Source organism: Cupriavidus sp. GW823-FHT06D04 (assembly GCF_058795055.1).
In genome coordinates this window covers 19,676-46,442 of record NZ_JBXAHL010000034.1, presented here as the reverse complement: position 1 = coordinate 46,442, position 26,767 = coordinate 19,676, and the positions used below count along the sequence as shown (strand labels likewise).

The following is a 26,767-nucleotide window of genomic DNA, read 5'->3' as shown; positions in this document are numbered from 1 at the left end:
CCGGCCAGTCTTGTCAGTGGTTCCCATCCGACTCGTTGCCTACCGATGCCAGTGCTTTGCCAAGTGCCGGAAGTTGCGGCTGCAGATACCCCTGTCGTTACGATGCCGCCGCGCCATATCGGTCGAGGCGCGACCGTAGCCGCACTTTTGACGGCCAGCCTGCTGGCCCTGGCCGGCTGCGGCAAAAAGGCCGAGCCGGCGCCGGAGGTGCGCCCGGTGCGCCTGATGCAGCTGAGCCCGCACAACGGCAAGACCGCCTTCGAGTTCTCCGGCGACGTGCGTCCGCGCGTGGAGTCGCGGCTGGGCTTCCGCGTGGGGGGCAAGATCGCCGCCAGGCTGGTGGATGTGGGCGCGGTGGTCAGCAAGGGCCAGCCGCTGGCGCGGCTTGATCCCACGGACCTGTCGCTGGCCGAGGCCGGTTCGCGCGCCCAGTTCGAGGCCGCGAAGACCGACCGTGACCTGGCCGCCGCCGACCTGAAGCGCTACAACGACCTGTTCACCAGGGGCTTTATCAGCGCTGCCGAGCAGCACCGGCGCCAGGCCAACTACGACGCCGCCGAATCGCGGCTGCGCCAGGCCCAGGCCGGGCTGCGCAGCCAGTCCAACCAGACCGGCTACTCGGTGCTGCATGCCGACGCCGACGGCGTGGTCACGGCGATTGATGCCGAGGTGGGCCAGGTGGTGACGCCTGGCCAGCCGGTGGTGCGCGTGGCGCAGACGGCAGAGAAGGAAGTCGCCATCGGCCTGCCCGAAGACCAGGTCGACCTGCTGCGCGGCATTACCGACGTGACCATCCATACCTGGGCCGAGCCGCAGCGCACGCTGCCTGGCCGCGTGCGCGAGATTGCCGCGGCGGCCGACCCCGTCACCCGCACCTATGCCACCCGCGTGACGGTGCCGAACCCGCCCGCCGACCTCAAGCTCGGCATGACCGCAGTGGTGACCTTCATGCGCACCGGCGCCACCCCGGCCATCCGGGTGCCGCTGACCGCGCTGCTGCAGGAGCAGGGCCGCAACCAGGTCTGGATCTATGACGCCGCCGCCGGCACGGTCAAGCCGGTGCCGGTGACGCTGGGCGAGGCCATCGGCAACGAGGTGGAGGTGCACCAGGGCCTGGCCCCGGGCCAGACCATCGTCACCGCCGGGGTGCACCTGCTGCGCGCGGGCCAGAAGGTGCGCCCGCTGCAGACGGTCGCGCCTGCGGCAGGACCTGCATCCGCCCCGGCATCGGCACCGGCCGCCACCCCGAAGCAGGGGTGAGCGGATGGACCATTCCCGCTTCAACCTGTCGCGCTGGGCGCTCGAGCACCAGCCGCTGACCCGCTACCTGCTGGTGGTGCTGCTGCTTGGCGGCATGCTGGCGTTCTTCCAGCTGGGCCAGGACGAGGACCCGCCCTTTACCTTCCGCGTGATGGTGGTGCAGGCCTTCTGGCCCGGCGCCACCGCCGAGCAGATCGCCGTTCAGGTGACGGACAAGATCGAGCGCCAGTTGCAGGAAGTGCCCTATGCGGACAAGATCCGCAGCTTCTCCAAGCCGGGCGAGACCACGGTGATCTTCCAGCTCAAGGACACCTCGCCGGCGAAGGAGACCGCGCAGGTCTGGTACACCGTGCGCAAGAAGATCGGCGATATCCAGCAGACGCTGCCCGCGGGCGTGCGCGGGCCGTTCTTCAATGATGAGTTCGGCGACGTGTACGGCACCATCTACGCGCTCTCGGCCGACGGCTTCAACTACAAGGAGCTGCGCGAGTACGCCGACCTGGTGCGCCAGGAACTGCTGCGCGTGCCGTCGGTGGCCAAGGTGTCGCTGATCGGCCTGCAGGACGAGAAGGTCTTCATCGAGTTCAACCAGGCGCGCTTTGCCCAGCTGGGGCTGGATATCAACGCCATCGCCGACCAGATCTCGCAGCAGAACAACCTGACCGGCAGCGGCGTGCTGGTCACCCCGACCGATAACCTGCAGGTGCGCCTGTCGGGCCAGTTCGCGAGCGTGGAAGACCTGGAGAACCTGGTGCTGCGTGGGCCCAACGGCATCGCCAATATCCGCCTGGGCGACATCGCGCACGTCTACCGCGGCTATGTCGACCCGACCCAGACGCGCATGCGCTTCAACGGCAAGGACGTGATCGGGCTGGGGATCTCGATGCAGAAGGGCGGCGACATCATCGAGCTGGGCAAGAACCTGCGCGCCGCGTTCGACCGGCTGCGCACGCAGTTGCCGGTGGGGATAGAGATGGACCAGGTGCAGGACCAGCCGGAGGCCGTCAAGCGCTCGGTTGGCGAGTTCGTGCACGTGCTGATCGAGGCGGTGGTGATCGTGCTGGCCGTGAGTTTTGTCTCGCTGGGCCTGCACACCCGTCCGCTGCGGCTGGACGTGCGGCCGGGCCTGGTGGTAGCGCTGACCATCCCGCTGGTGCTGGCGGTGACCTTCCTGTTCATGCATATCTTCGGCATCGGACTGCACAAGATTTCGCTCGGGGCGCTGATCGTGGCGCTGGGGCTGCTGGTCGATGACGCCATCATTGCGGTCGAGATGATGGTGCGCAAGCTGGAAGAGGGCTTCTCCAAGATGGAGGCGGCCACCTTCGCCTATACCTCCACCGCGATGCCGATGCTGACCGGCACGCTGATCACCGCGGCCGGCTTCCTGCCGGTGGGCCTGGCACGCTCGACGGTGGGCGAATATACCTTCGCGATCTTTGCGGTGACGGCGCTGGCACTGGTGCTGTCGTGGCTGGCGGCGGTCTATTTCACGCCCTACCTGGGCTACCTGCTGCTCAAGACCCGCGGCCCGGGCGCGGGCGAGGCCCACGAGGTCTTCGACACGCCGTTCTATGCGCGCTTTCGCCGGCTGGTGGACTGGTGCGTGACCTGGCGCAAGGTGGTGATCGCGATCACGCTGGTGGCCTTCGGGCTGGGCATCTACGCCTTCAAGTTTGTCGAGAAGCAGTTCTTCCCGGATTCCAGCCGCCCCGAGCTGATGGTGGAGCTGTGGATGCCCGAGGGCACCAGCTTTGCCCAGATGGAAACCGAGGCCAAGCGCTTTGAGCGGCTGGTCGGCAAGGACCGCGAGGTCGAGAGCCTGACCACCTTCGTTGGCACCGGCGCGCCGCGCTTCTACCTGCCGCTGGACCAGATCTTCCCGCAGACCAATGTGGCGCAGGTGATCGTGATGCCGGTCAGCACCGAGGTGCGCGACGCGCTGCGCCGCCGCATCATCAAGCTGATGGATGCGGAGTTCCCGTACCTGCGGGGCCGCGTCAAGCTGCTGCCCAACGGGCCGCCGGTGGCCTATCCGGTGCAGTTCCGCGTGATCGGGCCGGACGCCTCCGGGGTGCGCCAGCTGGCCGACCAGATCAAGGCCGAGATGCGCGCCAACCCCAACACCGTCGGGGTCAACGACAACTGGAATGAGAACGTCAAGATGCTGCGCCTGGAGATCGACCAGGACAAGGCGCGCGCACTGGGCGTGACCACCAATGCCATCGCCCGCGTCACGCAGACCGTGCTGAGCGGCGTGCCCGTGGGCCAGTACCGCGACGGCGACAAGCTGATCGACATCCTGATGCGCACCCCGCGCAATGAGCGCGATGCGATCTCGGACCTGAACAACATGCTGGTGCCGACCAACACCGGGCGCATGGTGCCGCTGACGCAGGTGGCGCGCGTGACGCTGCGCTCGGAGCCGGGCGTGGTGTGGCGCGAGAACCGCGACTTCGGCGTAACCGTGCAGTCCGATGTGGTCGACGGCATCCAGGGCCCGACGGTGACCGCGCAGATCAACCCGAAGCTGGACAAGCTGCGCGCGCAGCTGCCGCCGGGCTACCGCATCACCGTGGCCGGCGCGGAAGAAGAGAGCGGCAAGGCCGGCGCCTCGATCGCGGCGCAGCTGCCGCTGTGCATCTTCATCATCTTCACGCTGCTGATGCTGCAGCTGCACAGCTTCTCGCGCGCGACCATGGTGTTCCTGACCGGCCCGCTGGGCCTGATCGGCGCCGCCGCCACGCTGTTGCTGCTGCGCGCGCCGATGGGGTTTGTGGCGCAGCTGGGCATCACCGCGCTGCTGGGCATGATCATCCGCAACTCGGTGATCCTGGTCGACCAGATCGAGCAGGACGTCAGCGCCGGCGTGCCGCAGTGGACCGCCATCGTCGAAGCCGCGGTGCGCCGCTTCCGGCCGATCATCCTGACCGCCGCCGCGGCGGTGCTGGCGATGATCCCGCTGTCGCGCTCGATGTTCTGGGGGCCGATGGCGGTGGCGATCATGGGCGGGCTGATCATCGCCACGGTGCTGACGCTGCTGTTCCTGCCGGCGCTGTACGCGGCGTGGTTCCGCGTCAAGCGGCCGGAGGATGGCGTGGGAGCGCTGGCAGGCTGAGGCGCCGCGCGGTTCAGGCTGCGCGGGGGCCTGCGCAGAAGGTTTGTGCGAAGGTCTGAGTGAAGGCCGAAGCTGCCCGCGACGCCTCCGCCATCAGCCCGGCCACGATCTGCGCGGCCGGCTCGATCGCGTCGCAGAAGCCGCCGGCCGGTCCCAGCGAGACGATGCCGGCATCGACCTCGCCATCGGCATAGACACGCTGGCGCGTGCGCGACGACAGAATCAGGTCGCCGAACTCGGTATGGCTGCGCGCCCCGGCCGCTTCCAGGCGCTGCACCTCACGCGCGGTCTCGTTGGCCAGCACCCGCCAGGTGTCGCCCAGCGAGCCGAGGATGGCGGTGGAGCAGTGCTGGTCGGAGTCGACGATGCGCTGCTTGAGCGCCGCATGCGCGCGGATCTCGGCCGCGACCATGAAGCGGCTGCCCATCACCACGCCGTCTGCCCCCATTGCCAGCGCTGCCGCGATCTGCCGGCCGTTGCCGATGCCGCCGCCCAGCAGCAGCGGCACGCTCAGCCGCGCCAGCGCAAAGGCGCCGTTGACGAAGGTGGGCAACTGGCTCGCGCCCGGGTGCCCGCCTTCTTCCATGCCGACCAGCGTCACCGCATCCACGCCCATGCGTTCGGCGCTCAGCGCATGGCGCACGCTGGGGCATTTGTGGATCACGATGGCGCCGCCCTGGTGGATCGGATCGACCAGGCCCTCGGGCGCGCCGCCGGCGGTCTCGAAGCAGCGCACGCCTTCGTTCAGCGCCACATCGATCCACGCCTGGACGTTGCGGTTCTGCTCCGGCCGGCGCGCCAGCGTCAGGTTGACCCCGAACGGCTGGCCCCCGGCCAGGTCGCGGCAGCGGCGCAGGTCGTCGCGCAGCGCGGCCAGCGAGTCGAACGAGCGCGCGGTGATGAACCCCATCGCGCCGGCATTGACCATGGCCGCGACCATGCGCGATTCCCCCAGGTGATGCATGCCGCCCAGCAGGATCGGGTGGCGGATCGACAGCAGCTCGGTGATGCGGGTACGGAATGTGGCTTGCATGGGGAGGCAGGGGTTCACGCCGCGAGCGTCTCGCGCACGAAGTCGGTAATGGTTGTCTGCGGCTGCGCCAGCAGGGCCTGGCCGGCCAGGCGGTTCCAGTACGCCTCGGAGCCATCCGCCATGCGCCACTCGTGCAGGCGCCGGGTGTAGAGCTGCAGGTCGTATTCCTCGGTCACGCCGATGGCGCCGTGCAGGGCGTGCGCGGTGGCGGCGACCAGTGGCACCGCCATGCTGGTGCGGGCCTTGGCGATCGCAACCGGCATGCGGGCAGGAAAGGGGCCGTCGCCGGCAAAGGCGAGCTCCGCCGCGATCCCCGCCGCCGCCACATGCTGCGCCATCACGCTAAGCTGGTGCTGCACGGCCTGGAACTTGCCGATCGACTTGCCGAACTGGGAGCGGTCGTTGCAGTACTGCAGCGTCATGTCGAACACGCGCCCCATCGCGCCCGCCATGGCGGCGGCGTGGATGGCGGCGCTGAAGGCGCGCACGCGCTCGCCATGGTCGCCGACCGGACCCGGCAGGTCCCGCGCGGCCCATACCAGCGTGGCCGCCAGGCTGCCATGCACGCCGGACGGCTGGCGCGATGCCTGCGACGCATCGAGCAGCAGCATGCCGCCTTCCACGTTGGCCAGCACCCAGTCCGCGATCGCGCCAAAGGGCAGCAGCGGTGCGGTGATGGTGCCGTCGGCGCCACGCGCGCACTGGCCGGCCAGCGTGATCATGCCGGCCGGCGCCGCCTCGCCCGTGGGCGCCAGCAGCGCGCGGGCAGCGATGGCCTGCGCCGCCGGCAGCGGCAGCGCGTGGCTGCCGAAGAGGGTGAAGACCGGTCCGATCGCCTGCAGCGGCAGGGCCGCGCCGCCCGCGGGTTCCGGCGCCATCAGCTCCAGGAAGCCGGTATCGGCCAGTGCCGCCCACAGCGGCGCGGGTGACGCACCGCCCTCGATGGCGCGCAGCGCGGCCGGGGTGGCGTGATCGCGCAGGATGTCTTCGATGGCTTCGGTAAACATGTCGTCTCTCTGGAAGTCTGGTTGGCTCAGCGCAGGCCGAGGCCGCGGGCGATCATGCCGCGCAGCACTTCGCGGGTGCCGCCGCGCAGCGAGAAGGTGGGTGAGATCTGGCTCAGGAAAGCCACCGTGCGGTACAGCTCGGGGTCCGGCGCCGCGCCGGGGTCGGCGCTGGTCACGGCTTCGAGCAGGGCCGGGATGGACTGCTCGAAATCCGTGCCCAGGTCCTTGACCAGTGCCGCTTCCACCACCGGGCTTTCGCCGCGCGCCAGGCGCGCGGTCACGGCCACCGACAGGCTGCGCAGCGTGGCCAGCTGGGTCACGAAGCTGCCGAGCAGTGCGGCATTGGCGGCATCGGCGTCCGAGGGCTGGCCGGCGCGCAGCGCCTGCACCCAGAGATCCACCAGCACGATGCTGGAATAGAGCCGCTCCGGCCCACTGCGCTCGAACGCCAGCTCCGCCGTGACCTGCTCCCAGCCGCCGCCTTCCTCGCCGACCAGCGCGTCGTCGGGAAGGAACACGTCGTCGAAGGTGACCTCGGAGAAATGCGCGTCGCCGGTCAGGTCGACGATTGGGCGCACCGTGACACCGGGCGCGGCCAGGTCGATGATGAACTGCGACAGCCCCTTCTGGCGGTCTTCCGGCACCCCCGACGAGCGCACCAGCGCGATCATGTAGTGGCAATGGTGGGCGTTGGTGGTCCAGATCTTGCGCCCGCTCAGGCGCCAGCCGCCATCGCAACGCGTGGCGCGGGTGCGCACGCTGGCCAGGTCCGAGCCGGAGTCTGGCTCGCTCATGCCGATGCAGAAGAAGGCGCTGCCGTTGCAGATGCGCGGCAGGTGGAAGTCCTTCTGCGCCGGCGTGCCGTACTTCAGGATCAGCGGGCCGCTCTGGCGGTCGGCGACCCAGTGCGCGGCCACCGGGGCGCCGGCGGCCAGCAGCTCTTCCACCAGCACGAAACGGTGGAACGCATCCATGCCGGCGCCGCCATAGCTGGCCGGCAGCGTCACGCCAACCCAGCCGCGTTGCGCCAGCCGGCGGCTGAAATCGGCATCGAAACCCATCCACGAGCGCGCGCGGATATCGGCGCTGGCGGCTGGCAGGTGCTCGGCCAGGAAGCGCCTGACTTCGGCGCGCAAGGTTTCCGCCGCGGGCGGCAGCGCGGTCAGGCGGAAGGCGTCCAGCAATTGGCTCACGTCGTACTCCTTGGTGGCGGCATGCATTGCCGCCACGGTCATTGGGCTTTCCAGTAGCGGTCGCGCAGGGCCTGCTTGTACAGCTTGCCGGTGGGCAGCCGCGGCATGGCGTCGGTGAAGTCGATCGAGCGCGGCACCATGTAGCGCGCCACCCTGCCGCGCAGGTATTCGAGCAGGGTCTCGGCAAGTTCGGGGGACGGCGCGATGCCCGCGGCCGGTTCGACGATGGCCTTGACCTCTTCGCCCATCTCCGCATTGGGGACGCCGATCACGGCGGCGTCGCCGACGCTGGGATGCACCACCAGCGCGTCCTCGATCGCCTGCGGGTAGATGTTGACGCCGCCGGAGATGATCATGAACGCCTTGCGGTCGGTCAGGTACAGGTAGCCGTCTTCATCCATCCGGCCGATATCGCCCACCGAGGTCCAGGTGGGGTGGCGCGGGTGCTGCGCGGCGCGGGTCTTCTCCGGATCGTTGTGGTAGTGGAACGGCAGGGCTTCGCGCTCGAAGTAGACCAGCCCGCTTTCGCCGCAGGGCAGTTCGTTGCCGTCCTCGTCGCAGATATGCAGCACGCCCACCAGCGCCTTGCCGACCGAGCCCGGGTGCGTCAGCCATTCCGCCGTGTTCAGCGTGGCCACGCCGTTGCCTTCGGTGGCGGCGTAGTACTCGTGCACGATCGGTCCCCACCAGGCGATCATCTCGCGCTTGATTTCCTGCGGGCAGGGGGCTGCCGCGTGGATCGCCACGCGGTGGCTGGACAGGTCGAAGGCCTCGCGCTGCGCCGGCTCCAGCTTAAGCATGCGGATGAACATGGTCGGCACCCACTGGCTGTGGGTGACGCGGTAGCGCTCGATCATGCGCAGCGCCTCGACCGCGTCGAACTTCTCCATGAAGACCACGGTGCCGCCGCCGAACTGGGTCTCAAGCCCATAGCCGAGCGGTGCGGTGTGGTACAGCGGCGCGGGCGACAGGTAGGTGGTATCGGCGTCGAAACCATAGCGAACGAACTGGGCCCGGCGTGGCGAGCCCGAGCCTTCGGTCACATAGCCCTGCGGCTGCGCGCGCACGATGCCCTTGGGCCGGCCGGTGGTGCCGGAGCTGTAGATCATGGTCGCGCCCATCCATTCTTCGGCCAGGCGCCCGGCCGGGTGCGCGGCGATGGCCGTTTCGTAGCTGTCCCAGCCGGGAATGGTGCCGTCCACCATCAGCCGGCTGCGGCAGGTCGGCATCAGGTCCGTCAACTGGGCAGCCAGCTCGCGCATCGCGTAGGAGGTCACCACCACCTGCGCCTTGCTGTCCTCGATCAGGTAGGCGGCTTCGGGCGCGGTCAGGAAGCGGTTGACGGGGGTGATCAGCAGCCCGGAACGCAGCGCGGCCCAGCACAGCTCAAAGCAGCGCATATTGTTTTCGAGCACCATCGCGATATGGTCGCCGCGGCGTAGGCCAAGCGCGTACAGGTACTGGGCAAAGCGGTTCGAGCGCTGGTCCAGCTCGCTGTAGCTCAGGACCTCGCCGGTGGTGCCGTTGATGGCGGCGGGCTTCTCAGGGTTCAGGGCGGCGTGATCGCCCAGGTACTTGGGGGTCGGTGTCATGGTGCGGTGCTCGGTGCGGTGATCAGGCGGCGGGGATCTCGCCCGACGTGTCGGCATTGGCCGCGGCCTGGCGGACCAGCGCGGGAATCAGTTGGCCAAGCTCGGCGGCGTCCCAGCGGCCTGACTTCTCGATGCGCGGGCCGGCGTGCCAGCCTTCGGCCACCGTGATGCGCCCGCCGCGCACGCCGAACACGCGCCCGGTGACGTCGCCGGACTCGACGCTGCCCAGCCAGGCCACCAGCGGCGCCACGTTGCCGGCATCGAGCGGATCGAAGCCCGGCACGGCGCCGGCGGTGAACTCGTTGCGCCGCTTGGCGAAGATGTCTTCGGTCAGCCGGCTCATCGCGGTCGGGTAGATCGCGTTGACGGTGACGCCGTAGCGGTCCAGCTCGCGCGCGGCGATCACCGACATCGCGGCGATGCCGGCCTTGGCCGCGCCGTAGTTGGACTGGCCGGCGTTGCAGTACAGGCCGGACGACGAGCTGGTGTTGATCATGCGCGCGGCGCGCTGGCGCCCCGCCTTCGATTCCTCGCGCCAGTAGGCGGCGGCGTGCCGCGACGGCGCAAAGGTGCCGCGCATATGCACGCGGATCACTGAATCCCAGTCCTCCTCGGTCATGTTGACCAGGGTGCGGTCGCGCAGGATGCCGGCATTGTTGACCAGTACGTCGAGGCCGCCGAAGGTGTCGATGGCGGTGCGGATCATGCGCTCGGCGCCGGCCCAGTCGGCCACGTCGTCGAAGCTGGCGATGGCCTCGCCGCCGGCGGCGCGGATCTCGGCCACCACTTCCTGGGCCGGGCCGCTGGCGGCACCGCCGCCTTCGCCGCGCCCGCCGAGATCGTTGACGACCACTTTCGCGCCCTGGCGGGCGAACTCCAGCGCATATTCGCGCCCGATGCCGCGACCGGCACCGGTGATGACGGCAACGCGGTCCTTGCAAAGCTGTGACATGGTGAATCCTGTTTTCTGGGTTGTGCAGGGCGGCGCCTTCAGCGCGCGCTGACGTCGTAGTTCTTGACCAGTTCCCCGTAGCGCACCCGCTCCGAGGCGATCATGGCGCGCATCTGCTTGCCCGGCTCGGCCAGCACTTCGGCATAGGCCGTGCGCGCGGCGAAATTGCGGAATTCCGGCGTGCCCAGCGCCTTCAGCAGCGACGCCTCGAGCTTCTGCGCGATCGGCTCGGGCGTCTTGCTGCTGACGCCAAAGCCGATCCACACCGACAGCTCATAGTTGGCCACGCCGCTTTCACGCACGGTTGGCACGTCGGGCAGTTCAGGGTGGCGCGCGCGGGTGGTCACGGCCAGCGGGCGCAGCTTGCCGGCGCGCAGCAGCGGCAGGGCGCCGCCGACATCCAGCAGGGCCAGGTCCACCGCGCCACCCATCAGGTCGGTCTGCACCTGCGCCGCGCCCTTGTAGGGAATGTGGTTCAGGTCGATGCCGGCCATCTGCTGCAGCTGCAGCCCGCCCAGGCGATAGTGGTAGCTGTAGTTGGCCAGGCTGACCGTATGCGGCTTCCTGCGCGCGGTGGCGAGGACGTCGGCAACGCTCTTGTAGGGCGAATTGGCGCCCGTGACCAGCACCGCCGAAGCGCGGATCGCGGCAGCCAGCGGGCGGATATCGCGTGGGTCATAGGGCAGCTTGTCGTTGACCAGCGGGTTGATGACCATGGCGCTGGGCGAGATCATCAGGATGCTGTAGCCGTCAGCCGGCGCGTTGAGCAGGCTCTGCACGGCGATGATGGTGTCGGCGCCGGGGCGGTTCTCGACCACGGCCGGCTGGCCCAGGTCCTTGCCCACCAGCTCGGCGACGAAGCGGGTGACGGTGTCTGAGCCGCTGCCCTGCGTCAGGGGCACGATAAAGCGCAGCGGACGCGAGGGGAAGTTGTCGGCGGCGCTTGCCGGCAGCGCCGGCAGCAGCATCGCGCAGGCCAGGCCAAGGCCCAGCAGGCGGGAAAGCGTGGAACGTTTCATGGCGGTCTCCTTGCGGGGCACTGCCGGCAGCACGATGCTGCCGGCGCGCCACGTCATTGCTTGGGTTCGGTCCAGGGCTCAGTACTTGCCGTACAGCGTCACCACGCACGCGCCGCCGAGGCCGAGGTTGTGCTGCAGCGCCAGCTTTGCGCCTTCCACCTGCCGATGCTCGGCGGTGCCGCGCAGCTGGTGCGTCAGTTCGTAGCACTGGGCTAGGCCGGTGGCGCCCAGCGGGTGCCCCTTGGACAGCAGGCCGCCCGACGGGTTGACCACTACCTTGCCGCCGTAGGTGTTGTCGCCGTCCATGACGAATTTCTCGGCGCCGCCTTCGGGGCAGAAGCCCAGGGCTTCGTACGAGATCACCTCGTTGTGCGCGAAGCAGTCGTGCAGCTCGCACACATCGACGTCCTCGGGGCCGATGCCGGCGTGCTCGTAGACCTTGTTGGCCGCCGCGCGCGTCATGTGGGTGCCGACGTAGTTCAGCATGGACGGCGGGTCGAACGAGGCGGGCGGATCGGTGGTGAGCGCCTGCGCCACGATCTGCACGCCGGTGCGCAGGCCGTGCTGGCGGGCAAAGCGCTCGGACACCAGGATTGCGGCCGCGCCGCCGCAGGTCGGGGGGCAGGCCATCAGGCGCGTCATCACGCCCGGCAGCAGTTCCACGTCGTTCATCACGTCTTCGGTGGTGACGACCTTGCGGAACAGCGCCAGCGGGTTGTTGGCGGCATGGCGGCTGGCCTTGGCGCGCACCGCCGCAAAGGTCTCCATGCGGGTGCCGTAGCGCTGCATATGCTCGCGGCCGGCGCCGCCGAAGGTGCGCAGGGCCTGCGGCAGGTGCGCCATGTCGGCGGTCAGCCCGTGCATGATCGGCTGGAAGCGGGCGCGGGTCACGGGGCGGTCATCCCAGTGCGACTTCAGCGCGCCTGCCTGCATCTGCTCGAAGCCCAGCGCCAGCACGCAGTCGGCATCACCGCTCTCGATCGCCTTGCGCGCCAGGTAGAGCGCGGTCGAGCCGGTCGAGCAGTTGTTGTTGACGTTGATGATGGGGATGCCGGTCATGCCGACTTCATACAGCGCGGTCTGGCCGCAGGTGGAGTCGCCGTAGACATAGCCGGCAAAGGCCTGCTGCACCTGCTCGTAGCCGATGCCGGCGTCCGCCAGCGCGCGGCGCGTGGCTTCGGCGCCCATTTCGGTGTAGCTCAGGCTTGCGCCGGGCTTGGCGAAGGGGATCATGCCGACGCCGGCAACCAGGACTTTCTCGCTCATGATGGATTCCTGAAGGAGGTTTCGAAAAAGGGGCTCAGAGCTTGCGTGCGATCAGGTCGCGCAGTACTTCGCTGGTGCCGCCGAAGATGCGGGTCACGCGCATGTCGACAAAGGCGCGCGCGATCGGGTACTCGAGCATGTAGCCGTAGCCGCCGTGCAGCTGCACCATGTCGTCGATGCACTTCCACAGGGTCTCGGTGGCGTACAGCTTGGCGATGGCCGCCTCCTGCAGCGACAGCTTCTGCACCATGTGCTTGCCGATGTAGTAGTCGACCATGGTGCGCACCGCCACGGCCTGGGCCTTGACGTCGGCCAGCTTGAACTTGGTGTTCTGGAAGTCCCACACGGTCTGATTGAAGGCGCGGCGCTCCTTCACGTACTGCAGCGTCAGCTCAAGCTGGCGCTCCAGCTTGGCGGCGCAGTAAGCGGCGATGATCAGACGTTCCTGCGGCAGCTCTTCCATCAGGTGGATGAAGCCGCCGTTCTCGTTGCCGATCAGGTTGGTGACCGGCACGCGCACGTTGTCGAAGAACAGCTCGGCGGTGTCGGCGGCGTGCTGGCCGACCTTCTCCAGCTTGCGCCCGCGGCGAAAGCCCGCGCGCTCCGCCTCGACCATGATCAGGCTCACCCCCTTGGCGCCCGCAGTCGGATCGGTCTTGCAGACCACCACGATCAGGTCGGCATTCAGGCCATTGGAGATGAAGGTCTTGCTGCCGTTGATCACGAACTCGTCGCCGTCGCGTACGGCGCTGGTACGGATCGACTTCAGGTCGGAGCCGCTGCCGGGCTCGGTCATGGCGATGGCCAGGATCTTCTCGCCGCGGCAGATCCCGGGCAGCCACTTGCGCTTCTGTTCCTCGGTGCCCAGGCGCACGATGTAGGGTGCGGTGATGTCCGAATGCACCGAGAAGCTCGGGCCGGAAATGCCGGAACGGTGATATTCCTCGGCCAGCACGGCGGAGTGGCCGAAATCGCCGCCGCCGCCGCCGTATTCCTCGGGCACTGTGACGCACAGCAGGCCTTCGCGGCCGGCCTTGAGCCAGGTCTCGCGGTCGACGCAGCCGGCCTGGTCCCAGGCGGCCTGGCGCGGCAGGCATTCGCGCTCGAAGAAGCGGCGCGCGGTTTCCCTGAACATCTCGTGGTCTTCGCGATAGACGTTGCGGATGATTTCCATCGATGGCTCCCGGTCTGACTGGTGGACGGCAGCGGTGTCGCTGCCTCGTTGGATCCAGTGTGGCCGGGGGCGGGTGGGAAGTCCCTACACCGGTGGTGTAGGTGGAGTAGATCAGGGGGTGGGCAGGGCGCCGGCGTCGCGCAGCCGGGCCACGGCTTGGTCACGTCCGGTGACTCCCAGCTTGGCGTAGACATTGCGCAGGTGCCACTTGACCGTGTCGAGCGACACGTTGAGGATGCGCGCGATCTTCTTGTTCGGCATGGCCTGCGCCAGCAGGCCCAGCACCTCCTGCTCGCGCTCGCTGAGGGTGGCCAGGCGCGCGAGTTGGGCGGCCGGGGCCGGCGAGGGAGCGGGACTGGCGGACGCGCCCGGACCGGCGGCGTCGGCCAGGCGCTGCGCGTAGAACGCCAGTACCGGGTCCAGGCTGTCATCGCCGGCCAGCACCGCCAGCATGGCCGGCACCTGCGGCGAGGCGTCGAGCAGGCTGCGCACCAGCCCGTGGCGGTGGCCGATGCGCAGCCCGTCGAGCAGTTGCCGGCGCGCGGCGGCGGGATCGCGGCGGCCCCGGTGGGCCTGCGCCATCAGCACGCGCAAGGTGGCCACGCGGGACCAGCGCCCGCCGGCCTCGGACAGCGCCGCCAGCGGCTCCAGGCGCGCCAGCGCGCCGTCGAAATCGTTGTGGTGCAGGCACATGCCGATGCGGGCCAGGTCGGCGTGGACCCGCACTTCCCAGGCGGTGCTGCGCACCGCGCCGGCATGCCGGGCCGCCAGCGCTTCCAGCCGCAGCAGCGCGTCGTCGGCGGCGTCGACATGGCCGTCTTCCAGCAGCCGGCGCGAGCGCAGTGACAGGGCCCCGGCCACCAGGCGGTCGACTCGGTGGCGCTGCCCGTAGCGCTCCAGCCGGTCCAGGCACGCCAGCGCACCGGCGTGGTCGCCGGCGTGCCAGCGGCTGCAGGACAGCGCCAGCAGCGCGCGCAGCACGGTGTCGGGGATCGAGATGCGCACCAGCACGTCGATGCGGGCATCAAGCAGGCTGGCGGCAGCCTCGACATCGTTGAGTTCGTACAGGGTCTCGCCCAGCAGCGCGGCCGCCATGCAGGCCACGCCGGCGCAGGCGGCGCCACGCTGCTCGGCATCGGCTAGCACGTCATGCAGCACGCGTTCGGCCACCAGCACCTGGCCCTCGACGGCGTGCGTCATGCCGCCCATGCAGCGGCCCAGCAGCGTGCCGCGCGGCGCGCCGTCGCAGGGCGCGCCGTCCTCGATCACGCGCCGCGCCTGGTCGTATTCGCCGCGGTAGATATGCATCCACGACAGGATGTTGCCGCGCCCGGTCAGGGTGAAGTCGTCCGCGCCGGCGGGCACGCGCTGCAGCGCCGGCAGCAGGTTGGCGACGGCATCGGAGTCGTCGCGCAGCAGCGCCATGCTGCCTTGCAATATCGCCAGCGCATAGTGCTCGCGCGGGCCCAGCCGCCCGGCCTGGGCCTGCATCCGCTGCAGGCTGTCTTGCAGCCCGTCGGAGTCGCCGGCATACATCTGCAGATGGGCCTGGACCAGCAGCAGGCCGAAGCGGGCCCGTATCTGTTCCGCCGGCAGTTGCCGCACCAGCGCGGCCAGCTTGCTGAGTTCGCCGCGCGCGAGCAGGCTATGCGCGCGGCCGTGCACCATGTCGGCGGCGGCCGCGCTGTCCCCGGCCAGCACCGCGTGCCGCACGGCCTCGTCGACGTGGCCATGCGCGTTGAACCACTGCCAGGCCGCTGCGTGCATCGCCGCCTGCGTGCCCTGCGGCAGCCCGCCGAGGCGCCCCAGCAGCACTTCGCGCAACAGCGGGTGCAGGCGGTACCAGGCTTCGCCATGGCTGTCGCTGCCGATCTGCGCGATGAACAGGTCGTCGCGCGCCAGGTGCGCCAGCCGCACGGTGATCTCGGCGGCGGCTTCGGGCCGGCCCAGCAGGGTGGCGCACAGCGCGCCGCAAAAGCGGTGGCACAGCGCCATGCGGGTGAGCAGGCCGAGGTCGTCCGGCGTCAGCCGCACCAGCACCTCGCGCTCGAAATAGCTGGCAAAGGTCTGTGCGTCGCGCACCTGGACCGGGTTGTACGATCCGCCGCGCTTGCCCTTCAGGTCGATGGCAAAGAGCTGCAGGCCGGCGGCCCAGCCGTCGGTGAGTTCATGCAGCCGGCCGGCATCGCGGGCGTCGACGTGGCCCAGTTGTTCCTGCAGGAAACGGGCGGATTCCTGTGCCGAGAAGCGCAGGTCGGCCAGCCCGAATGACGACAGCAGCCCCTGCGTGCGCAGCCGCGCCAGCGACAGCGGCGGCGCGGTGCGCGAGGCCAGCACCACGTGCAGTTGCGGCGGCGCGTAGTCGAGCAGCCAGCGCAGCGCCAGCACCACGCCGGGGTCGTCCAGGTGATGGACGTCGTCGAGCATCAGCACCAGTTCGCGCCGGCGTGCGCCGATGGCCCGCACCAGCGTGATCACCCAGTGCTCGACCGCGGACTGGTGGCCGTCGCGGCCCATCAGCACCCAGGCATCGCGCACGATGGCCGGATCCACGGTGGCCAGGCTGGCGACCAGGCCGTTGAAGAAGGCCGCGACGCTGTTGTCTTCCGGGGCGAGCGACAGCCAGGCGACGTCGAAGTCCAGCGTCAGCAGGGCCTGGCGCCACGCCGCCAGCGTGCTGGTCTTGGCGCAGCCGGCCGGCCCCTGGATCACCACGCAGCGCTGGCGCCGCGCCTCGGCCAGGCGCGCGAGCAGGGTGTCGCGCGGCATCAGCGGGCGGGCGCCGCGGGGCGGCACCAGCTTGGTCGGCGTGACCGCGAAGGCAGGTGTGGCGGACTGGCGGGCGGATTCTGCTGGCGCGGCTCCGGCCGGGGACATGCTGGGCTCCTCTTGTCCGTGCGGCGCGGGCCGGCGGACCAATGCGATGGCAGCATTGTAGGAGCGCCGGGCTGGCCGGCGGCGTCTTCAGATGGCGGGCCACCTGACGCGGGTGGGGCGCCGGGCGCCCACCCGCGTGCCGTTTGCCTTAGTGGTTCAGGCCTGGTGCGCCATGATCCGCTCCGCCAGTGCCACCAGGCTGCGGTCGCTGCCCGCCGGCCCCAGCAGCGAGATGCCGAGCGGTGCGCCGTCGCGGCGGGCCAGCGGCAGGTTCAGCTGCGGGAAGCCGCTCAGCGGCGTCAGGCACAGCGTCTGGGAGGCGAGGTTGCGGTAGGTCTCCAGCGATTCGACCGGCTCGGCGCGCAGCGGCGCGATATCGGGCATGGTCGGCAGCACCAGCACGCCGTCCTGCCCCAGCAGCCGGCCCACGTGCGCGGTGAAGTCGCGGCGCACGGCACTGGCTTCGTCGAACTGGCTGCGGGTGACGGCCTTCGAGAAGGCGAAGCGTGCCGCGACATCGGCACCCAGCTCCAGCCCGTGTTGCTCGATCAGTTCGCCGTCGCTGTGCCACGCCTCCCAGCCCTGCACGTAGCGGAACGCCCACCACAGCTCGGACAGCGGCCGGTCGGCCACGGTGACTGGCGCGGCCCGGCCCAGCGCGGCTTCGATCCGGGCGACGGCCGGTGCCAGCGCGCCGCGGGCTTCCGGGGTGGGCTGGCCGAACAGGTCGGTGGCAACTAGCAGCCGCGGCGCGGCCGGCAGCGGCGCCGGGTCCGCGCCGAACAGCACCTCGGCCACGCGCGCGAAGGTGCCGATGTCGCTCGCGAAAAAGCCGCAGGTGTCCAGGCTCTCGGACAGCGGCAGGCAGCGCTCCAGCGAAATTCGCCCGTGCGTGGGACGGATGCCGAACAGGCCGCAATGGCTGGCCGGCGCACGCACCGAGCCGCCGGTGTCGGAGCCCAGCGCGAAGTCACACAAGCCGTTCGATACCGCCGAGGCCGAGCCCGACGACGAGCCGCCGGTGATGCGGTCCGGCGCCGCGCCGTTGACCGGGCGCCCGTAGTGGGCGTTCTGGCCGTTCATGGAGAAGGCCAGCTCGTCAGTGTGGGTCTTGCCGACGAAGGCGGCGCCGGCATCCAGCAGCCGCTGCACCGCCGGCGCGGTCGCGGCCTTGATGCCCGAGCGCGCCAGCACGTGCGGATTGCCGCCGCCGGTCGGATAGCCCGCTACATCGAACAGGTCCTTCACGGCAAAGCTAAGGCCCTGCAGCGGGCCGCTGGCGGCGTGCGGGACGGCAACCTGGGGGTACGGCATGAAGGCACGGGCAGGATGGGTGGCAAGCGTCATGGGGGGCCTGGAATATGTTGGGGTTCTGGGATGGGGCTTATGCCGCGGTGGCCACGGCGGGCTCGGCGGCCAGCACGCAGCTGACGCGGTGGCCGGTGCCGACGGTGACCGCCTGCGGCACCTCGGCCAGGCATTGCGGGCGCGCATGCGGGCAGCGTGGCGCGAAGGTGCAGCCCGGCGGCAGCGCGGCCAGGTCGGGCGGGGCGCCGCCGATGGCCTGCAGCCGCTGGCCACGGTCCATGCCATGCTGCCGGCTTTGCAGCAGGGCGATGGTGTAGGGGTGGCGCGCCGCGCGCAGCAGGGTGCGGATCGGGCCTTCCTCGACAATGCGCCCGCCGTACATCACCGCGACGCGGTCGGCGATCTCCACCGCCGCGCCGATATCGTGGGTGACGAAGACGATGGACAGCCCCAGTTCGCGCTGCAGCTCGCGCAGCAGGATCAGCACCTGGATCTGCACGGTGGCGTCCAGCGCGGTGGTGGGCTCGTCGGCGAGCAGGATCCTGGGCCGCGCCGACAGTGCCAGCGCGATCATCGCGCGCTGGCGCATGCCGCCCGACATCTCGTGCGGGTACGCTGCCAGCCGTCGCTCCGGGCTGGGAATGCGCACGGACTCGAGCGCCTGTAGCGCGCGCTCGCGCGCCTCGGCGGCCGAGACCTTGTCGTGGGTGCGGATGCATTCGACGATCTGCTGGCCGACGGTGTAGACCGGGTCCAGCGCCAGCAGCGGCTCCTGGAACACCATCGCCATGGTGCCGCCGCGCAGCCGGGCCAGCGCGCGCTGGTCGAGCGCCATCACGTCGGCGCCGTCGACGCGGATCCGGCCCTCCATGCGGGTGCGGCGCGGCGGGTGCAGGCGCATCAGCGCGCGCAGCGTGACGCTCTTGCCCGAGCCGGATTCGCCGATCAGCGCCACCGCTTCGCCTGCGCCCACTTCGAGCGAGACGCCGTTGACGGCGCGGATGGTCTTGCCGCCGCCGGAGAAGGTGACGTGCAGGTCCCGCACCGAAATCATCGGCGCGCCAGGTGTGCTTTGTGGGGTGGTGGACATGGTGGGCTCCTCAGGGCGCGGTGGCCAGCAGACAGGCGACCGGATGCCCGGCCACCAGGTCGGTCAGCTGCGGCTCGCGCCGCGCGCACACGTCCTGCGCCATGGCGCACCGCGGATGGAAGCTGCAGCCGGGCGGCGGGTTGATCGGATTGGGCGGGTCGCCCGCCAGCGGCGCGACCGCGGTGCGGTGGTCCGGGTCCAGCGACGGCATCGACTTCAGCAGCGCGCGCGTGTACGGGTGCGCCGGGTGGCGATAAAGGGTCTCGGTATCCGCGATCTCCACCACCTTGCCCAGGTACATCACCATCACGCGGTCGCACAGGTAGCGGATCACGTTGAGGTCGTGGCTGATGAAGACGTAGGTCAGGTCGAACTCGGCCTTCAGGTCCAGCAGCAAGTTCAGCACCTGCGCCTCCACCGACTTGTCCAGTGCCGAGACCGCCTCGTCCAGGATCACCAGCCGCGGGCGCAGCGCCAGCGCGCGGGCAATGTTGACGCGCTGGCGCTGCCCGCCGGACAGCTCGTGCGGGTAGCGCCCGGCAAAGCGCGCCGGGTCCAGCCCGACGCGCTGCAGCAGGTAGCGGGCGCGCTCGGTGGCTTCGCGCGCCGGCACGCCATGGACGCGTGGCGTGAAGGCGATCGACGCCTCGATGGTCAGGCGCGGGTTCAGCGACGAATAGCTGTCCTGGAACACCATCTGCACCTGGCTGCGGAACTGCTTCATCGGCAGCTGGGCCGAGCCCACGCCCTGCGCGTCGAAGATCAGCTCGCCGCTGTCCTGCTGCGTCAGCTGCATCAGCAGCCGCGCGGTGGTGGACTTGCCGCAGCCGGACTCGCCGACCACCCCCAGGGTCTCGCCCTTGAGCACGTCGAAGCTGACGCCATCGACCGCGCGCACCGACGCGGCACGCGCGCGCAGGCCGGGCAGGCCGGACTTGATGGGGAAGTGCTTGACCAGCTGGTGGGCGATCACCAGCGGCTGCGCCGGGCCGCCGACATCGCGGCCGGCCTGTGGGGAAGGGGCCTGCATCAGTGCTGGCATGGTTCAGTCCTTGATTTCCATGGCCGAGCGGATGCCGTCGGCCAGCAGGTTGAACGAGACCGAGGTCAGGAAGATCATGGCGCCGGGCAGGGCGGCAACCCACGGCTGGGTATAGATGGCCGTGCGCAGCGTGTTGAGCATCAGGCCCCACTCCGGCTCGGGCGGCTTGACGCCCAGGCCGAGGAAGGACAGGCCCGAGGCCAGGATCATCGACACCGAGATCAGGCTGGTGGCATAGACGAAGATCGGCCCAAGCACGTTGTTGAGCACATGGGCGCGCACGATGGTCAGCGACGACGCCCCGGAAGCACGCGCCGCGTCGACAAACTCGCGGTTGCGCACCTGGGTGGTCACGCTTTCGGCCACGCGCACGATCTGCGGGATAAAGACGATGGTCAGCGACAGCAGCGCATTGCCCACGCCCGCGCCCAGCGTGCCTGACAGCGCGATCGCCAGCAGCACCGACGGGAAGGCGTACAGGATGTCGGTGAGCCGCATGATCACGGTGTTGGTCCAGCCGCCGGCATAGCCGGCGACGATGCCGAGTGCGCTGCCGATGACAAAGGCCAGCAGCACCGGCGTGATGCCCATGAACAGCGACAGCCGCGCGCCCAGCATCAGCCGCGACAGCATGTCGCGTCCCAGCTCGTCGGTGCCCAGCGGGAAGTGCTCGGTGCCGATCGGCTTGAGGCGCTTGAGGATCGATGCCGCGTACGGATCGGCGGGCATCAGTGCCGGGGCGAACAGCGCCATCAGCACCAGCCCCAGCAGCACCAGCGCGGCCAGCATGGCCAGCCTGTTGCGCAGCAGGCGCCGGCCGACCGTGGTCCAGTAGCCGGGCGAGCGCTGCACCGCAGCGGCGGCCGGTGATGGGTCGAGGGTCATGTCCATGTCGGCCTCCTCAGTTGCGCTGGATGCGCGGATCGAACAGCGTCTGCAGCGCATCGACCAGCAGGTTGAGCAGCACGAAGAACACAGCCAGCACCAGGATGGTCCCCTGCAGCAGCGGGAAGTCGCGCTGGAAGATAGCGGCGTTGAGCAGGAAGCCGGTGCCGGGCCATGAGAACACGGTCTCGATCAGGATCGAGCCGCCCAGCAGGTAGCCCAGCTGCAGGCCCATCACCGACAGCGCGGTCGGCGCCACGTTCTTGAGCACGTGGCGGAACACGGCCAGGTCCGACAGGCCGCGCGCGCGCAGGCCGACGATGAACTCGTTGGCCAGGATCTCAGCCACCAGCGCGCGCACCGTGCGCGCCACGATGCCCATCGGGATCACCGACATGGTCACTGCCGGCAGCAGCATGTACTGCATGTGCTCCCAGTCCCAGGCCCAGTCGCCCGAACCGCCCGGCCCGGCGCCGGTGGCCGGCAGCCAGCCCAGCAGCACCGAGAACGCGATCACCAGCACCATCCCCAGCCAGTAGTGCGGGATGCTGACGCCCAGCACCGACAGCAGCGACGCGGTGCGGTCGGCCACGGAATCGCGCAGGTAGCCGGCGACAAAGCCGAACAGGCAGCCGAAGCTGAAGCCGATCAGCGTGGCCACGGTGGCCAGGCGCAGGGAATTGACCACGGCTGCGCCGACTTCGGCCATCACCGGCCGGCTGGTGGCGATCGAAGTGCCCAGGTCGCCCTGCAGCGCGCGGCCCAGCCAGTGCAGGAATTGCTCCAGGAAGGGCTTGTCGAAGCCGTAGAGCGCGGTCAGCTGGCGGCGCAGGTCTTCCGAGGCGTCGGGCGGCAGCACCGACACCAGCGGATCGCCGGGGGCGATATGAACCAGCGAGAAGCACAGCAGCGCCACCCCGAGCAGGATGGGGATGGCATAGAGGATGCGGCGGAACAGGTATTGCATGGGGGGATCCGGCAAGTTGGGGGCGTGCGTGCGCGGTGCGCGGCACGCGGGAAAGACCGGGCGGGACTGCCGGGCCGCGCGGCGGCGGGGCTGCCGCGCGGCGTCCGTCGGGCGCGGCCGGGATCAGTCCATCGACATTGTCGCGATATCGATAAACCAGCTCTGCGGCTGCACCACGCCCTTGACCTTCTTCGAGATCGCGCGCGGGCCGACGTCATGCGCGATCAGCACGAACGGCGATTCCTCGACGATGCGTGCATGCAGCCTGGCCAGCGCCGCGTCGCGCGATTTCTCGTCAAACGAGGTGCGCGCGTTCTCGATCAGCTTGTCGAACTCGGCATTGCCGAAGTAGCCCCAGTTGTTCGAGACCGGCGGCTGGGTCTTGGTGCTGACGAAGCGGACCATGGCGAAGAACGGGTCCATTGCCGCAAAGCTGACGTTGATGGCGTTGGCGCCGTGCGCGCTGGCGTCCTTGGCGCCGACGCGCCAGTTGGTGAAGAGCGTGTTCCACTCGACCACGTCGAAATCGACGTCGATAAAGCACTCCTTCAGGTTCTGCTGCACGTACTCGTTCATCGGCAGCGGCTGCATCTGGCCGGAGCCCGACGCCGACACCTGCACCTTGACCTTGACCGGTTTGGCGGCCGAGTAGCCGGCCTCCTGCATCAGCTTCTTCGCCGCGGCCGGGTCGTACTTGATATCGAACTTCGGATTGCCCCACCACGGATTGCCGGTCTCGACGATGCCCTTGGCCTCGGCCATGTAGCCGCCCAGCAGGGTCTTCAGGCCGCTGCGGTTGACGCACAGGTTGGCGGCCTGGCGCACGCGCTTGTCCAGCCACGGCGAGCCGGGCGCGAACGACAGCTGCCACGGCCACATATGCGGCTGCGCGTTGGCGTAGACCTGGAAGCCGCGGCTCTTGATCTGGGCGATGGCGTCGGGCGCCGGGGCTTCGATCCAGTCGACCTGGCCCGACAGCAGCGCGGCGGTGCGGGCGTTGGCCTCGGGCATCGGCACCATCACCACCTTGTCGATCTTTGGCACGCGCTTCGCGTCCCAGTATTGCGCATTGCGCACCACTTCCAGGCGCTCGCGCGGCACCAAGCGGCTCATCCTGAACGGCCCGGTGCCGGCGGCGTCGGCGGCAAACGCGACCCAGGCCTGCTTGGAGCGCTCGACCGGATCGGTGACCGAGGCCGGCACCGCGGCGAACTTCTTCTCCCACTGCGTGGGCGAGGCCATGAACAGGTTGGTCAGGTTGTAGGGCAGGAACGAATCCGGCTCGGAGGTGACCAGCTCGACGGTGAGGTCGTCGATCTTTTTTGCCGTGCGCAGCGTCGGCATGCGCGAGGCGGTTACGCCGACCTGGCTGGGATCGAACTGCCTGGCGGTCTTGTCCAGCACTTTGCCGACGTTCCAGACCACGGCGTCGGCGTTGAATGGGGTGCCGTCGTGGAATTTGACGCCGGGGCGCAGCTTGAACACCCATCTGGTCTTGTCGGCGGCGTCGACCTTCCATTCGGTGGCCAGGCCCGGGATCAGCAGGCTGGGGCCGTTGCCCCTGGACAGGTCCCATTGGGTGAGGCCGTCGTACATCGGGATGCCGGAGAAGCGGTTGCCCTCAAAGCCCTGGTCGGGCTGGCCGAGCGTGCGCGGGATGTCGGCGGCGGTCATGCCGATGCGCAGCACCTTGTCGGCATGGGCGGCACCGGGCAGCGCGAGCAGCGCCAGCACGGCGGCGCTCATGACCGAGGCAGCTGACTTGAGACCTTTCGCGAGAAGGGAGGGATCGTGGTGCACAGGCTTGCTCCTGGGTTGGCTTGAGGGGACGGATGTCTGCAAAGCAAGTCATGTGCCACGGTGGCAGGGCCGGGAACCCGGGCCGAAGCGCGGGCGATGGTGGTCTGCTTCTTGCTGAACCTGCTGCCGTTTCCTCTCCCTCCACCCCACCCGCAACCAGACATGGACCAGCTACACCTTCCCCGCATCAATGGCGCCCGCCTGTGGCAATCGCTGATGGACCTCGCCGCGATCGGCGCCACGCCCAGGGGCGGCGTGTGCCGCATCGCGCTGACCGAAGCCGACCGCAAGGGGCGCGACCTGGTGGTGCAGTGGTGCCGCGAGGCCGGGCTCGACGTGCGCGTCGACGAGATCGGCAACGTCTTCGCGCGCCGCGCCGGCAGCGCCCCCGACGCGCGTGCCGTGGCCACCGGCAGCCATATCGACACCCAGCCCTCAGGCGGCAAGTTCGACGGCAACTTCGGTGTGCTGGCCGGCCTGGAGGTCATGCGCACGCTCGACGACCTGGGCATCGTCACGCGCGCGCCGCTGGAGGTTGCGTTCTGGACCAACGAGGAGGGCACGCGCTTCACGCCGGTGATGATGGGCTCGGGCGTGTTCGCCGGAGAATTCGACGCGGCCTTTGCGCGCGCGCAGGCCGATGTGGATGGCGTCAGCGTGGGCGACGCGCTGGCGGCCATCGGCTACCGCGGCGCGCAGCCGGCGGGCGCGGTGCCGGGCGGCATGTTCGCGGCCTACTTCGAGGCGCATATCGAGCAGGGGCCGGTGCTGGAGGCGGCCGGCCTGCCGATCGGCGTGGTCTCGGGCGCGCTGGGCCAGCAGTGGTACGACGTGACCGTGACCGGCATGGACGCGCACGCCGGCCCGACGCCGCTGGCGCTGCGCCACGACGCGATGCTGGCGGCCGCGCGCATGGTCGAGGCGGTCAACCAGATCGCGCGCGACGAGGCGCCGCACGGGCGCGGCACGGTCGGCTATCTGCAGGTCACGCCGAACTCGCGCAACGTGATTCCGGGCCGGGTCGATTTCTCGGTCGACTTCCGCAACCTGTCGCAGGCTGGCCTGGACCGCATGCACGCGGCCATGCAGGCGGCATTCGAAGGCATTGCCCTGGCTGCCGGCGTGGAGGTCGAAATCCGCCAGGTGGTGAAGTTCGAGCCGTGCGTGTTCGCGCCCGAATGCGTGGACAGCGTGCGGCGCGCGGCCTCGGTGCTGGGCCTGCCGCATATGGACGTGGTCAGCGGCGCCGGCCACGACGCGGTCTACGTCGCGCGGCGCGCGCCCACCGGCATGATCTTCGTGCCGTGCAAGGACGGCATCAGCCATAACGAGCTTGAAGACGCGCTGCCCGAGCACATCGAGGCGGGCGCCAACGTGCTGCTGCAGGCCATGCTGGCGCACGCGCGCTAGGGCGCCTGCGCCAGATCCGGGGCTAGTTGCAGATCGTGCCGGGAACCGGCTTGCCGGAGGCGGTCAGCCCCTGGCACGCATCGCCGCTCGCCAGGCTGGTATCCGCGGCCGCGGCCGGTGACAGCTTCAGCTTGCCTGCCACGGTGCAGCACCCACGGGGTGGTGGTGGGGCCGGCGTGCGCTTGGTCGCCGACAGCGGCGCCGGCCCACCGGCTTCCGCGGTTTCTTCCGCGTCAGGAAAGACGCACTGCCCTTGCTGGCAGATCCGCTCTCCTTTGCACTGCATGTCGTACTGGCATCCGGCGGCCTGTGCAAACGATGACCAGCCAGCGGTCATCGACGCTGCCAACAGCAAAGCGGGGAATTTCATATGCCCTCCGATCAGGGCTGAGATAACGATGCCGGACCGGCGCGGTGCCGCCCAGACACCTTCAGCATAGATCGCGGCAAGGGTCCGCGAAAGGCACTGGCACTCAGGTGTTCTACCACCCCTGCGCACGTTGGCCGGCGTTCGCGGTGCCGGGCCTCAGTGGGCGATGGAGCACGAGATCGCCCGCGCGCATTCCATCACCAGCGGCGCCAGCTTTTTCTGCGCCTCGGCCATGCTCCAGCGGCTGGCCGGCGGCGACACGTGCACCGCGCCGACCGCCACGCCACGGCTGTTGACGATGGGCGCGGCCAGGCCCATGTCGCCGATGAACAGTTCCTCTTCATTGCTGGCGTAGCCCAGCCGTCGGCACGCTGCCACGCGCTCGAAGATCGCATCCACGCCGGTCAGCGTCGCGGGCGTGCGCGCCACGCGCGCCGACTGCTCCAGCATCGCCAGCACCTGTTCGTCGGGCAGCGTGCTGAGGTAGGCCCGGCCGGAGCTGGTGCAGTACATCGGGATGCGCATGCCCACCGGCGTCAGCACCGGCATGTGTTTGGCGGTCATCAACTGGGCCACGTAGACCATGTCCAGCCCGACCGGCTCGGTCAGGTTGGCGGTCTCGCCGCTGGCTGCGGCCAGCTGCGACAGGTAGGGGCTGGCCACCGGGATCAGCGCGTCGGCCGCCAGGTAGTTGTAGCCGATCTCCATCACCCGCGGCGTCAGCCGGAAGCGGCGCGTCTGCGGGTGCTTGTCGACATAGCCCAGCGCTTCCAGCGTATGGATGGTGCGCTGCGCCGAGCTCTTGTTCATGCCGGTCAGCGCGGCCAGCTCCGACAGGGTCAGCGTGCGGTGCACGCCGTTGAAGGCGCGCAGGACTTCGAGGCCTTTTTCCAGCGACTGGTTGAAGAGCGGGTTGTCGCGGTCGGGCGTGGGTAGCGGGACAGGTTTTGACGGCATAGTTGCGTCGGCGGGCGAGAGGCCGGGCGGCACCATCCGCGGGATGGCTGCACCACGATGAATGAGTATTGCACCAATATACGAATGTATCGATTATCGATACGATGACGAAATGATAGCGTCGCTGGCGCAGACTGGAAAGTGCCGCGGCGTGGGAGTGCCTGGCTGGAGAAGCGGGCCGAAGGGGATTTGAAAACGGAAGTTGTCAGTCCGCCACTTGAAGGGCGGATGGTGCGAGGGAGGGGACTCGAACCCCTACACCATTGCTGGCGTCAGGACCTAAACCTGGTGCGTCTACCAATTTCGCCACCCTCGCGGTCCTTGCGGCGCTGCCCGGGCGGGCGGCCGCGATGCTCGCTGGCTTGCGCCGGACAGGAAAGCAAAAAAGGCGGCTGGAACTGCCCGCCTTTCACCTGTCCGCTGCTGCCGGCACTGGCCGCCGAACCG

At 69.6% G+C, this 26,767-nt stretch carries 20 protein-coding genes and 1 tRNA gene; 3 read left to right on the top strand and 18 right to left on the bottom strand.

The window, feature by feature from the left end:
* The first annotated feature begins 45 nt into the window (after positions 1-45).
* Together AC1Q7H_RS30500 and AC1Q7H_RS30495 are read left to right on the top strand one after the other, a co-directional pair.
* Positions 46-1,260, top strand: a complete 1,215-nt coding sequence (locus AC1Q7H_RS30500) for an efflux RND transporter periplasmic adaptor subunit (RefSeq protein ID WP_153955278.1) — start codon at positions 46-48, stop codon at positions 1,258-1,260.
* Positions 1,261-1,264: 4 nt separating this feature from the next.
* Positions 1,265-4,378, top strand: coding sequence for an efflux RND transporter permease subunit (locus AC1Q7H_RS30495; protein WP_211980980.1), 3,114 nt, complete (start codon positions 1,265-1,267; stop codon positions 4,376-4,378).
* Between the two features lie 13 nt (positions 4,379-4,391).
* Here the strand turns inward: AC1Q7H_RS30495 and AC1Q7H_RS30490 are convergent, their stop codons facing one another.
* The 15 genes from AC1Q7H_RS30490 to AC1Q7H_RS30420 form a co-directional block, all read right to left on the bottom strand.
* Positions 4,392-5,411: an NAD(P)H-dependent flavin oxidoreductase gene (locus tag AC1Q7H_RS30490; RefSeq protein ID WP_013956479.1), complete on the bottom strand. Its 1,020-nt coding sequence runs from the start codon at positions 5,409-5,411 to the stop codon at positions 4,392-4,394.
* Between the two features lie 14 nt (positions 5,412-5,425).
* A complete protein-coding gene (locus tag AC1Q7H_RS30485; RefSeq protein ID WP_013956480.1) occupies positions 5,426-6,418 on the bottom strand; it encodes an acyl-CoA dehydrogenase family protein in 993 nt (330 codons plus the stop codon).
* Positions 6,419-6,444: 26 nt separating this feature from the next.
* A complete protein-coding gene (locus AC1Q7H_RS30480) occupies positions 6,445-7,611 on the bottom strand; it encodes an acyl-CoA dehydrogenase family protein (protein WP_013956481.1) in 1,167 nt (388 codons plus the stop codon).
* 38 nt (positions 7,612-7,649) lie between these two features.
* Entirely contained in the window at positions 7,650-9,203 is a 1,554-nt protein-coding gene (locus AC1Q7H_RS30475) for an acyl-CoA synthetase (RefSeq protein ID WP_211980981.1), read from the bottom strand.
* A gap of 22 nt (positions 9,204-9,225) precedes the next feature.
* Complete coding sequence (locus AC1Q7H_RS30470; protein ID WP_153955280.1) at positions 9,226-10,155, bottom strand: SDR family oxidoreductase; 930 nt, start codon at positions 10,153-10,155, stop codon at positions 9,226-9,228.
* Positions 10,156-10,193: 38 nt separating this feature from the next.
* Complete coding sequence (locus AC1Q7H_RS30465) at positions 10,194-11,174, bottom strand: Bug family tripartite tricarboxylate transporter substrate binding protein (protein WP_041228366.1); 981 nt, start codon at positions 11,172-11,174, stop codon at positions 10,194-10,196.
* Between the two features lie 78 nt (positions 11,175-11,252).
* Positions 11,253-12,440 carry a lipid-transfer protein gene (locus AC1Q7H_RS30460; RefSeq protein WP_013956485.1) on the bottom strand — a complete coding sequence of 396 codons (1,188 nt, stop codon included), beginning with the start codon at positions 12,438-12,440 and terminating at the stop codon, positions 11,253-11,255.
* Between the two features lie 34 nt (positions 12,441-12,474).
* Positions 12,475-13,614 (bottom strand): acyl-CoA dehydrogenase family protein, encoded by a 1,140-nt coding sequence (locus AC1Q7H_RS30455; protein WP_153955282.1) that lies wholly within the window; start codon positions 13,612-13,614, stop codon positions 12,475-12,477.
* Between the two features lie 111 nt (positions 13,615-13,725).
* Positions 13,726-16,491 carry a LuxR C-terminal-related transcriptional regulator gene (locus tag AC1Q7H_RS30450; protein WP_013956487.1) on the bottom strand — a complete coding sequence of 922 codons (2,766 nt, stop codon included), beginning with the start codon at positions 16,489-16,491 and terminating at the stop codon, positions 13,726-13,728.
* Positions 16,492-16,647: 156 nt separating this feature from the next.
* Complete coding sequence (locus AC1Q7H_RS30445; protein WP_013956488.1) at positions 16,648-17,838, bottom strand: amidase; 1,191 nt, start codon at positions 17,836-17,838, stop codon at positions 16,648-16,650.
* Positions 17,839-17,875: 37 nt separating this feature from the next.
* Complete coding sequence (locus AC1Q7H_RS30440) at positions 17,876-18,889, bottom strand: ABC transporter ATP-binding protein (RefSeq protein WP_013956489.1); 1,014 nt, start codon at positions 18,887-18,889, stop codon at positions 17,876-17,878.
* Between the two features lie 10 nt (positions 18,890-18,899).
* Entirely contained in the window at positions 18,900-19,931 is a 1,032-nt protein-coding gene (locus tag AC1Q7H_RS30435; RefSeq protein ID WP_013956490.1) for an ABC transporter ATP-binding protein, read from the bottom strand.
* 3 nt (positions 19,932-19,934) lie between these two features.
* Positions 19,935-20,822, bottom strand: coding sequence for an ABC transporter permease (locus AC1Q7H_RS30430; protein ID WP_013956491.1), 888 nt, complete (start codon positions 20,820-20,822; stop codon positions 19,935-19,937).
* Positions 20,823-20,832: 10 nt separating this feature from the next.
* Entirely contained in the window at positions 20,833-21,783 is a 951-nt protein-coding gene (locus AC1Q7H_RS30425) for an ABC transporter permease (protein WP_013956492.1), read from the bottom strand.
* A gap of 123 nt (positions 21,784-21,906) precedes the next feature.
* The gene (locus tag AC1Q7H_RS30420; RefSeq protein ID WP_049800552.1) at positions 21,907-23,529 is read right to left on the bottom strand and encodes an ABC transporter substrate-binding protein; all 1,623 of its coding nucleotides are present in this window, start codon (positions 23,527-23,529) and stop codon (positions 21,907-21,909) included.
* Between the two features lie 216 nt (positions 23,530-23,745).
* Here AC1Q7H_RS30420 and AC1Q7H_RS30415 point away from each other — a divergent pair, with 216 nt between their 5' ends.
* On the top strand, positions 23,746-24,993 hold the full coding sequence (locus AC1Q7H_RS30415; protein WP_211980982.1) for a Zn-dependent hydrolase: 1,248 nt from the start codon (positions 23,746-23,748) through the stop codon (positions 24,991-24,993).
* Between the two features lie 22 nt (positions 24,994-25,015).
* Here the strand turns inward: AC1Q7H_RS30415 and AC1Q7H_RS30410 are convergent, their stop codons facing one another.
* The 3 genes from AC1Q7H_RS30410 to AC1Q7H_RS30400 all read right to left on the bottom strand — a co-directional run bounded on the left by AC1Q7H_RS30410 (position 25,016) and on the right by AC1Q7H_RS30400 (position 26,636).
* A complete protein-coding gene (locus AC1Q7H_RS30410; protein WP_013956495.1) occupies positions 25,016-25,363 on the bottom strand; it encodes a hypothetical protein in 348 nt (115 codons plus the stop codon).
* A 156-nt stretch (positions 25,364-25,519) separates the two neighbouring features.
* Entirely contained in the window at positions 25,520-26,320 is an 801-nt protein-coding gene (locus AC1Q7H_RS30405) for an IclR family transcriptional regulator (protein WP_013956496.1), read from the bottom strand.
* Positions 26,321-26,549: 229 nt separating this feature from the next.
* Positions 26,550-26,636, bottom strand: a tRNA-Leu gene (locus AC1Q7H_RS30400).
* Between the last annotated feature and the right edge of the window lie 131 nt (positions 26,637-26,767).

Coding starts and splice junctions, on each gene's coding strand:
- AC1Q7H_RS30445 (WP_013956488.1), bottom strand. CDS start 17,838: ATGACGCTTGCCACCCATCCTGCCCGTGCCTTCATGCCGTACCCCCAG.
- AC1Q7H_RS30415 (WP_211980982.1), top strand. CDS start 23,746: ATGGACCAGCTACACCTTCCCCGCATCAATGGCGCCCGCCTGTGGCAA.
- AC1Q7H_RS30405 (WP_013956496.1), bottom strand. CDS start 26,320: ATGCCGTCAAAACCTGTCCCGCTACCCACGCCCGACCGCGACAACCCG.
- AC1Q7H_RS30460 (WP_013956485.1), bottom strand. CDS start 12,440: ATGAGCGAGAAAGTCCTGGTTGCCGGCGTCGGCATGATCCCCTTCGCC.
- AC1Q7H_RS30475 (WP_211980981.1), bottom strand. CDS start 9,203: ATGACACCGACCCCCAAGTACCTGGGCGATCACGCCGCCCTGAACCCT.
- AC1Q7H_RS30465 (WP_041228366.1), bottom strand. CDS start 11,174: ATGAAACGTTCCACGCTTTCCCGCCTGCTGGGCCTTGGCCTGGCCTGC.
- AC1Q7H_RS30485 (WP_013956480.1), bottom strand. CDS start 6,418: ATGTTTACCGAAGCCATCGAAGACATCCTGCGCGATCACGCCACCCCG.
- AC1Q7H_RS30450 (WP_013956487.1), bottom strand. CDS start 16,491: ATGTCCCCGGCCGGAGCCGCGCCAGCAGAATCCGCCCGCCAGTCCGCC.
- AC1Q7H_RS30440 (WP_013956489.1), bottom strand. CDS start 18,889: ATGTCCACCACCCCACAAAGCACACCTGGCGCGCCGATGATTTCGGTG.
- AC1Q7H_RS30435 (WP_013956490.1), bottom strand. CDS start 19,931: ATGCCAGCACTGATGCAGGCCCCTTCCCCACAGGCCGGCCGCGATGTC.
- AC1Q7H_RS30490 (WP_013956479.1), bottom strand. CDS start 5,411: ATGCAAGCCACATTCCGTACCCGCATCACCGAGCTGCTGTCGATCCGC.
- AC1Q7H_RS30500 (WP_153955278.1), top strand. CDS start 46: ATGCCAGTGCTTTGCCAAGTGCCGGAAGTTGCGGCTGCAGATACCCCT.
- AC1Q7H_RS30430 (WP_013956491.1), bottom strand. CDS start 20,822: ATGGACATGACCCTCGACCCATCACCGGCCGCCGCTGCGGTGCAGCGC.
- AC1Q7H_RS30470 (WP_153955280.1), bottom strand. CDS start 10,155: ATGTCACAGCTTTGCAAGGACCGCGTTGCCGTCATCACCGGTGCCGGT.
- AC1Q7H_RS30410 (WP_013956495.1), bottom strand. CDS start 25,363: ATGAAATTCCCCGCTTTGCTGTTGGCAGCGTCGATGACCGCTGGCTGG.
- AC1Q7H_RS30425 (WP_013956492.1), bottom strand. CDS start 21,783: ATGCAATACCTGTTCCGCCGCATCCTCTATGCCATCCCCATCCTGCTC.
- AC1Q7H_RS30495 (WP_211980980.1), top strand. CDS start 1,265: ATGGACCATTCCCGCTTCAACCTGTCGCGCTGGGCGCTCGAGCACCAG.
- AC1Q7H_RS30420 (WP_049800552.1), bottom strand. CDS start 23,529: ATGAGCGCCGCCGTGCTGGCGCTGCTCGCGCTGCCCGGTGCCGCCCAT.
- AC1Q7H_RS30455 (WP_153955282.1), bottom strand. CDS start 13,614: ATGGAAATCATCCGCAACGTCTATCGCGAAGACCACGAGATGTTCAGG.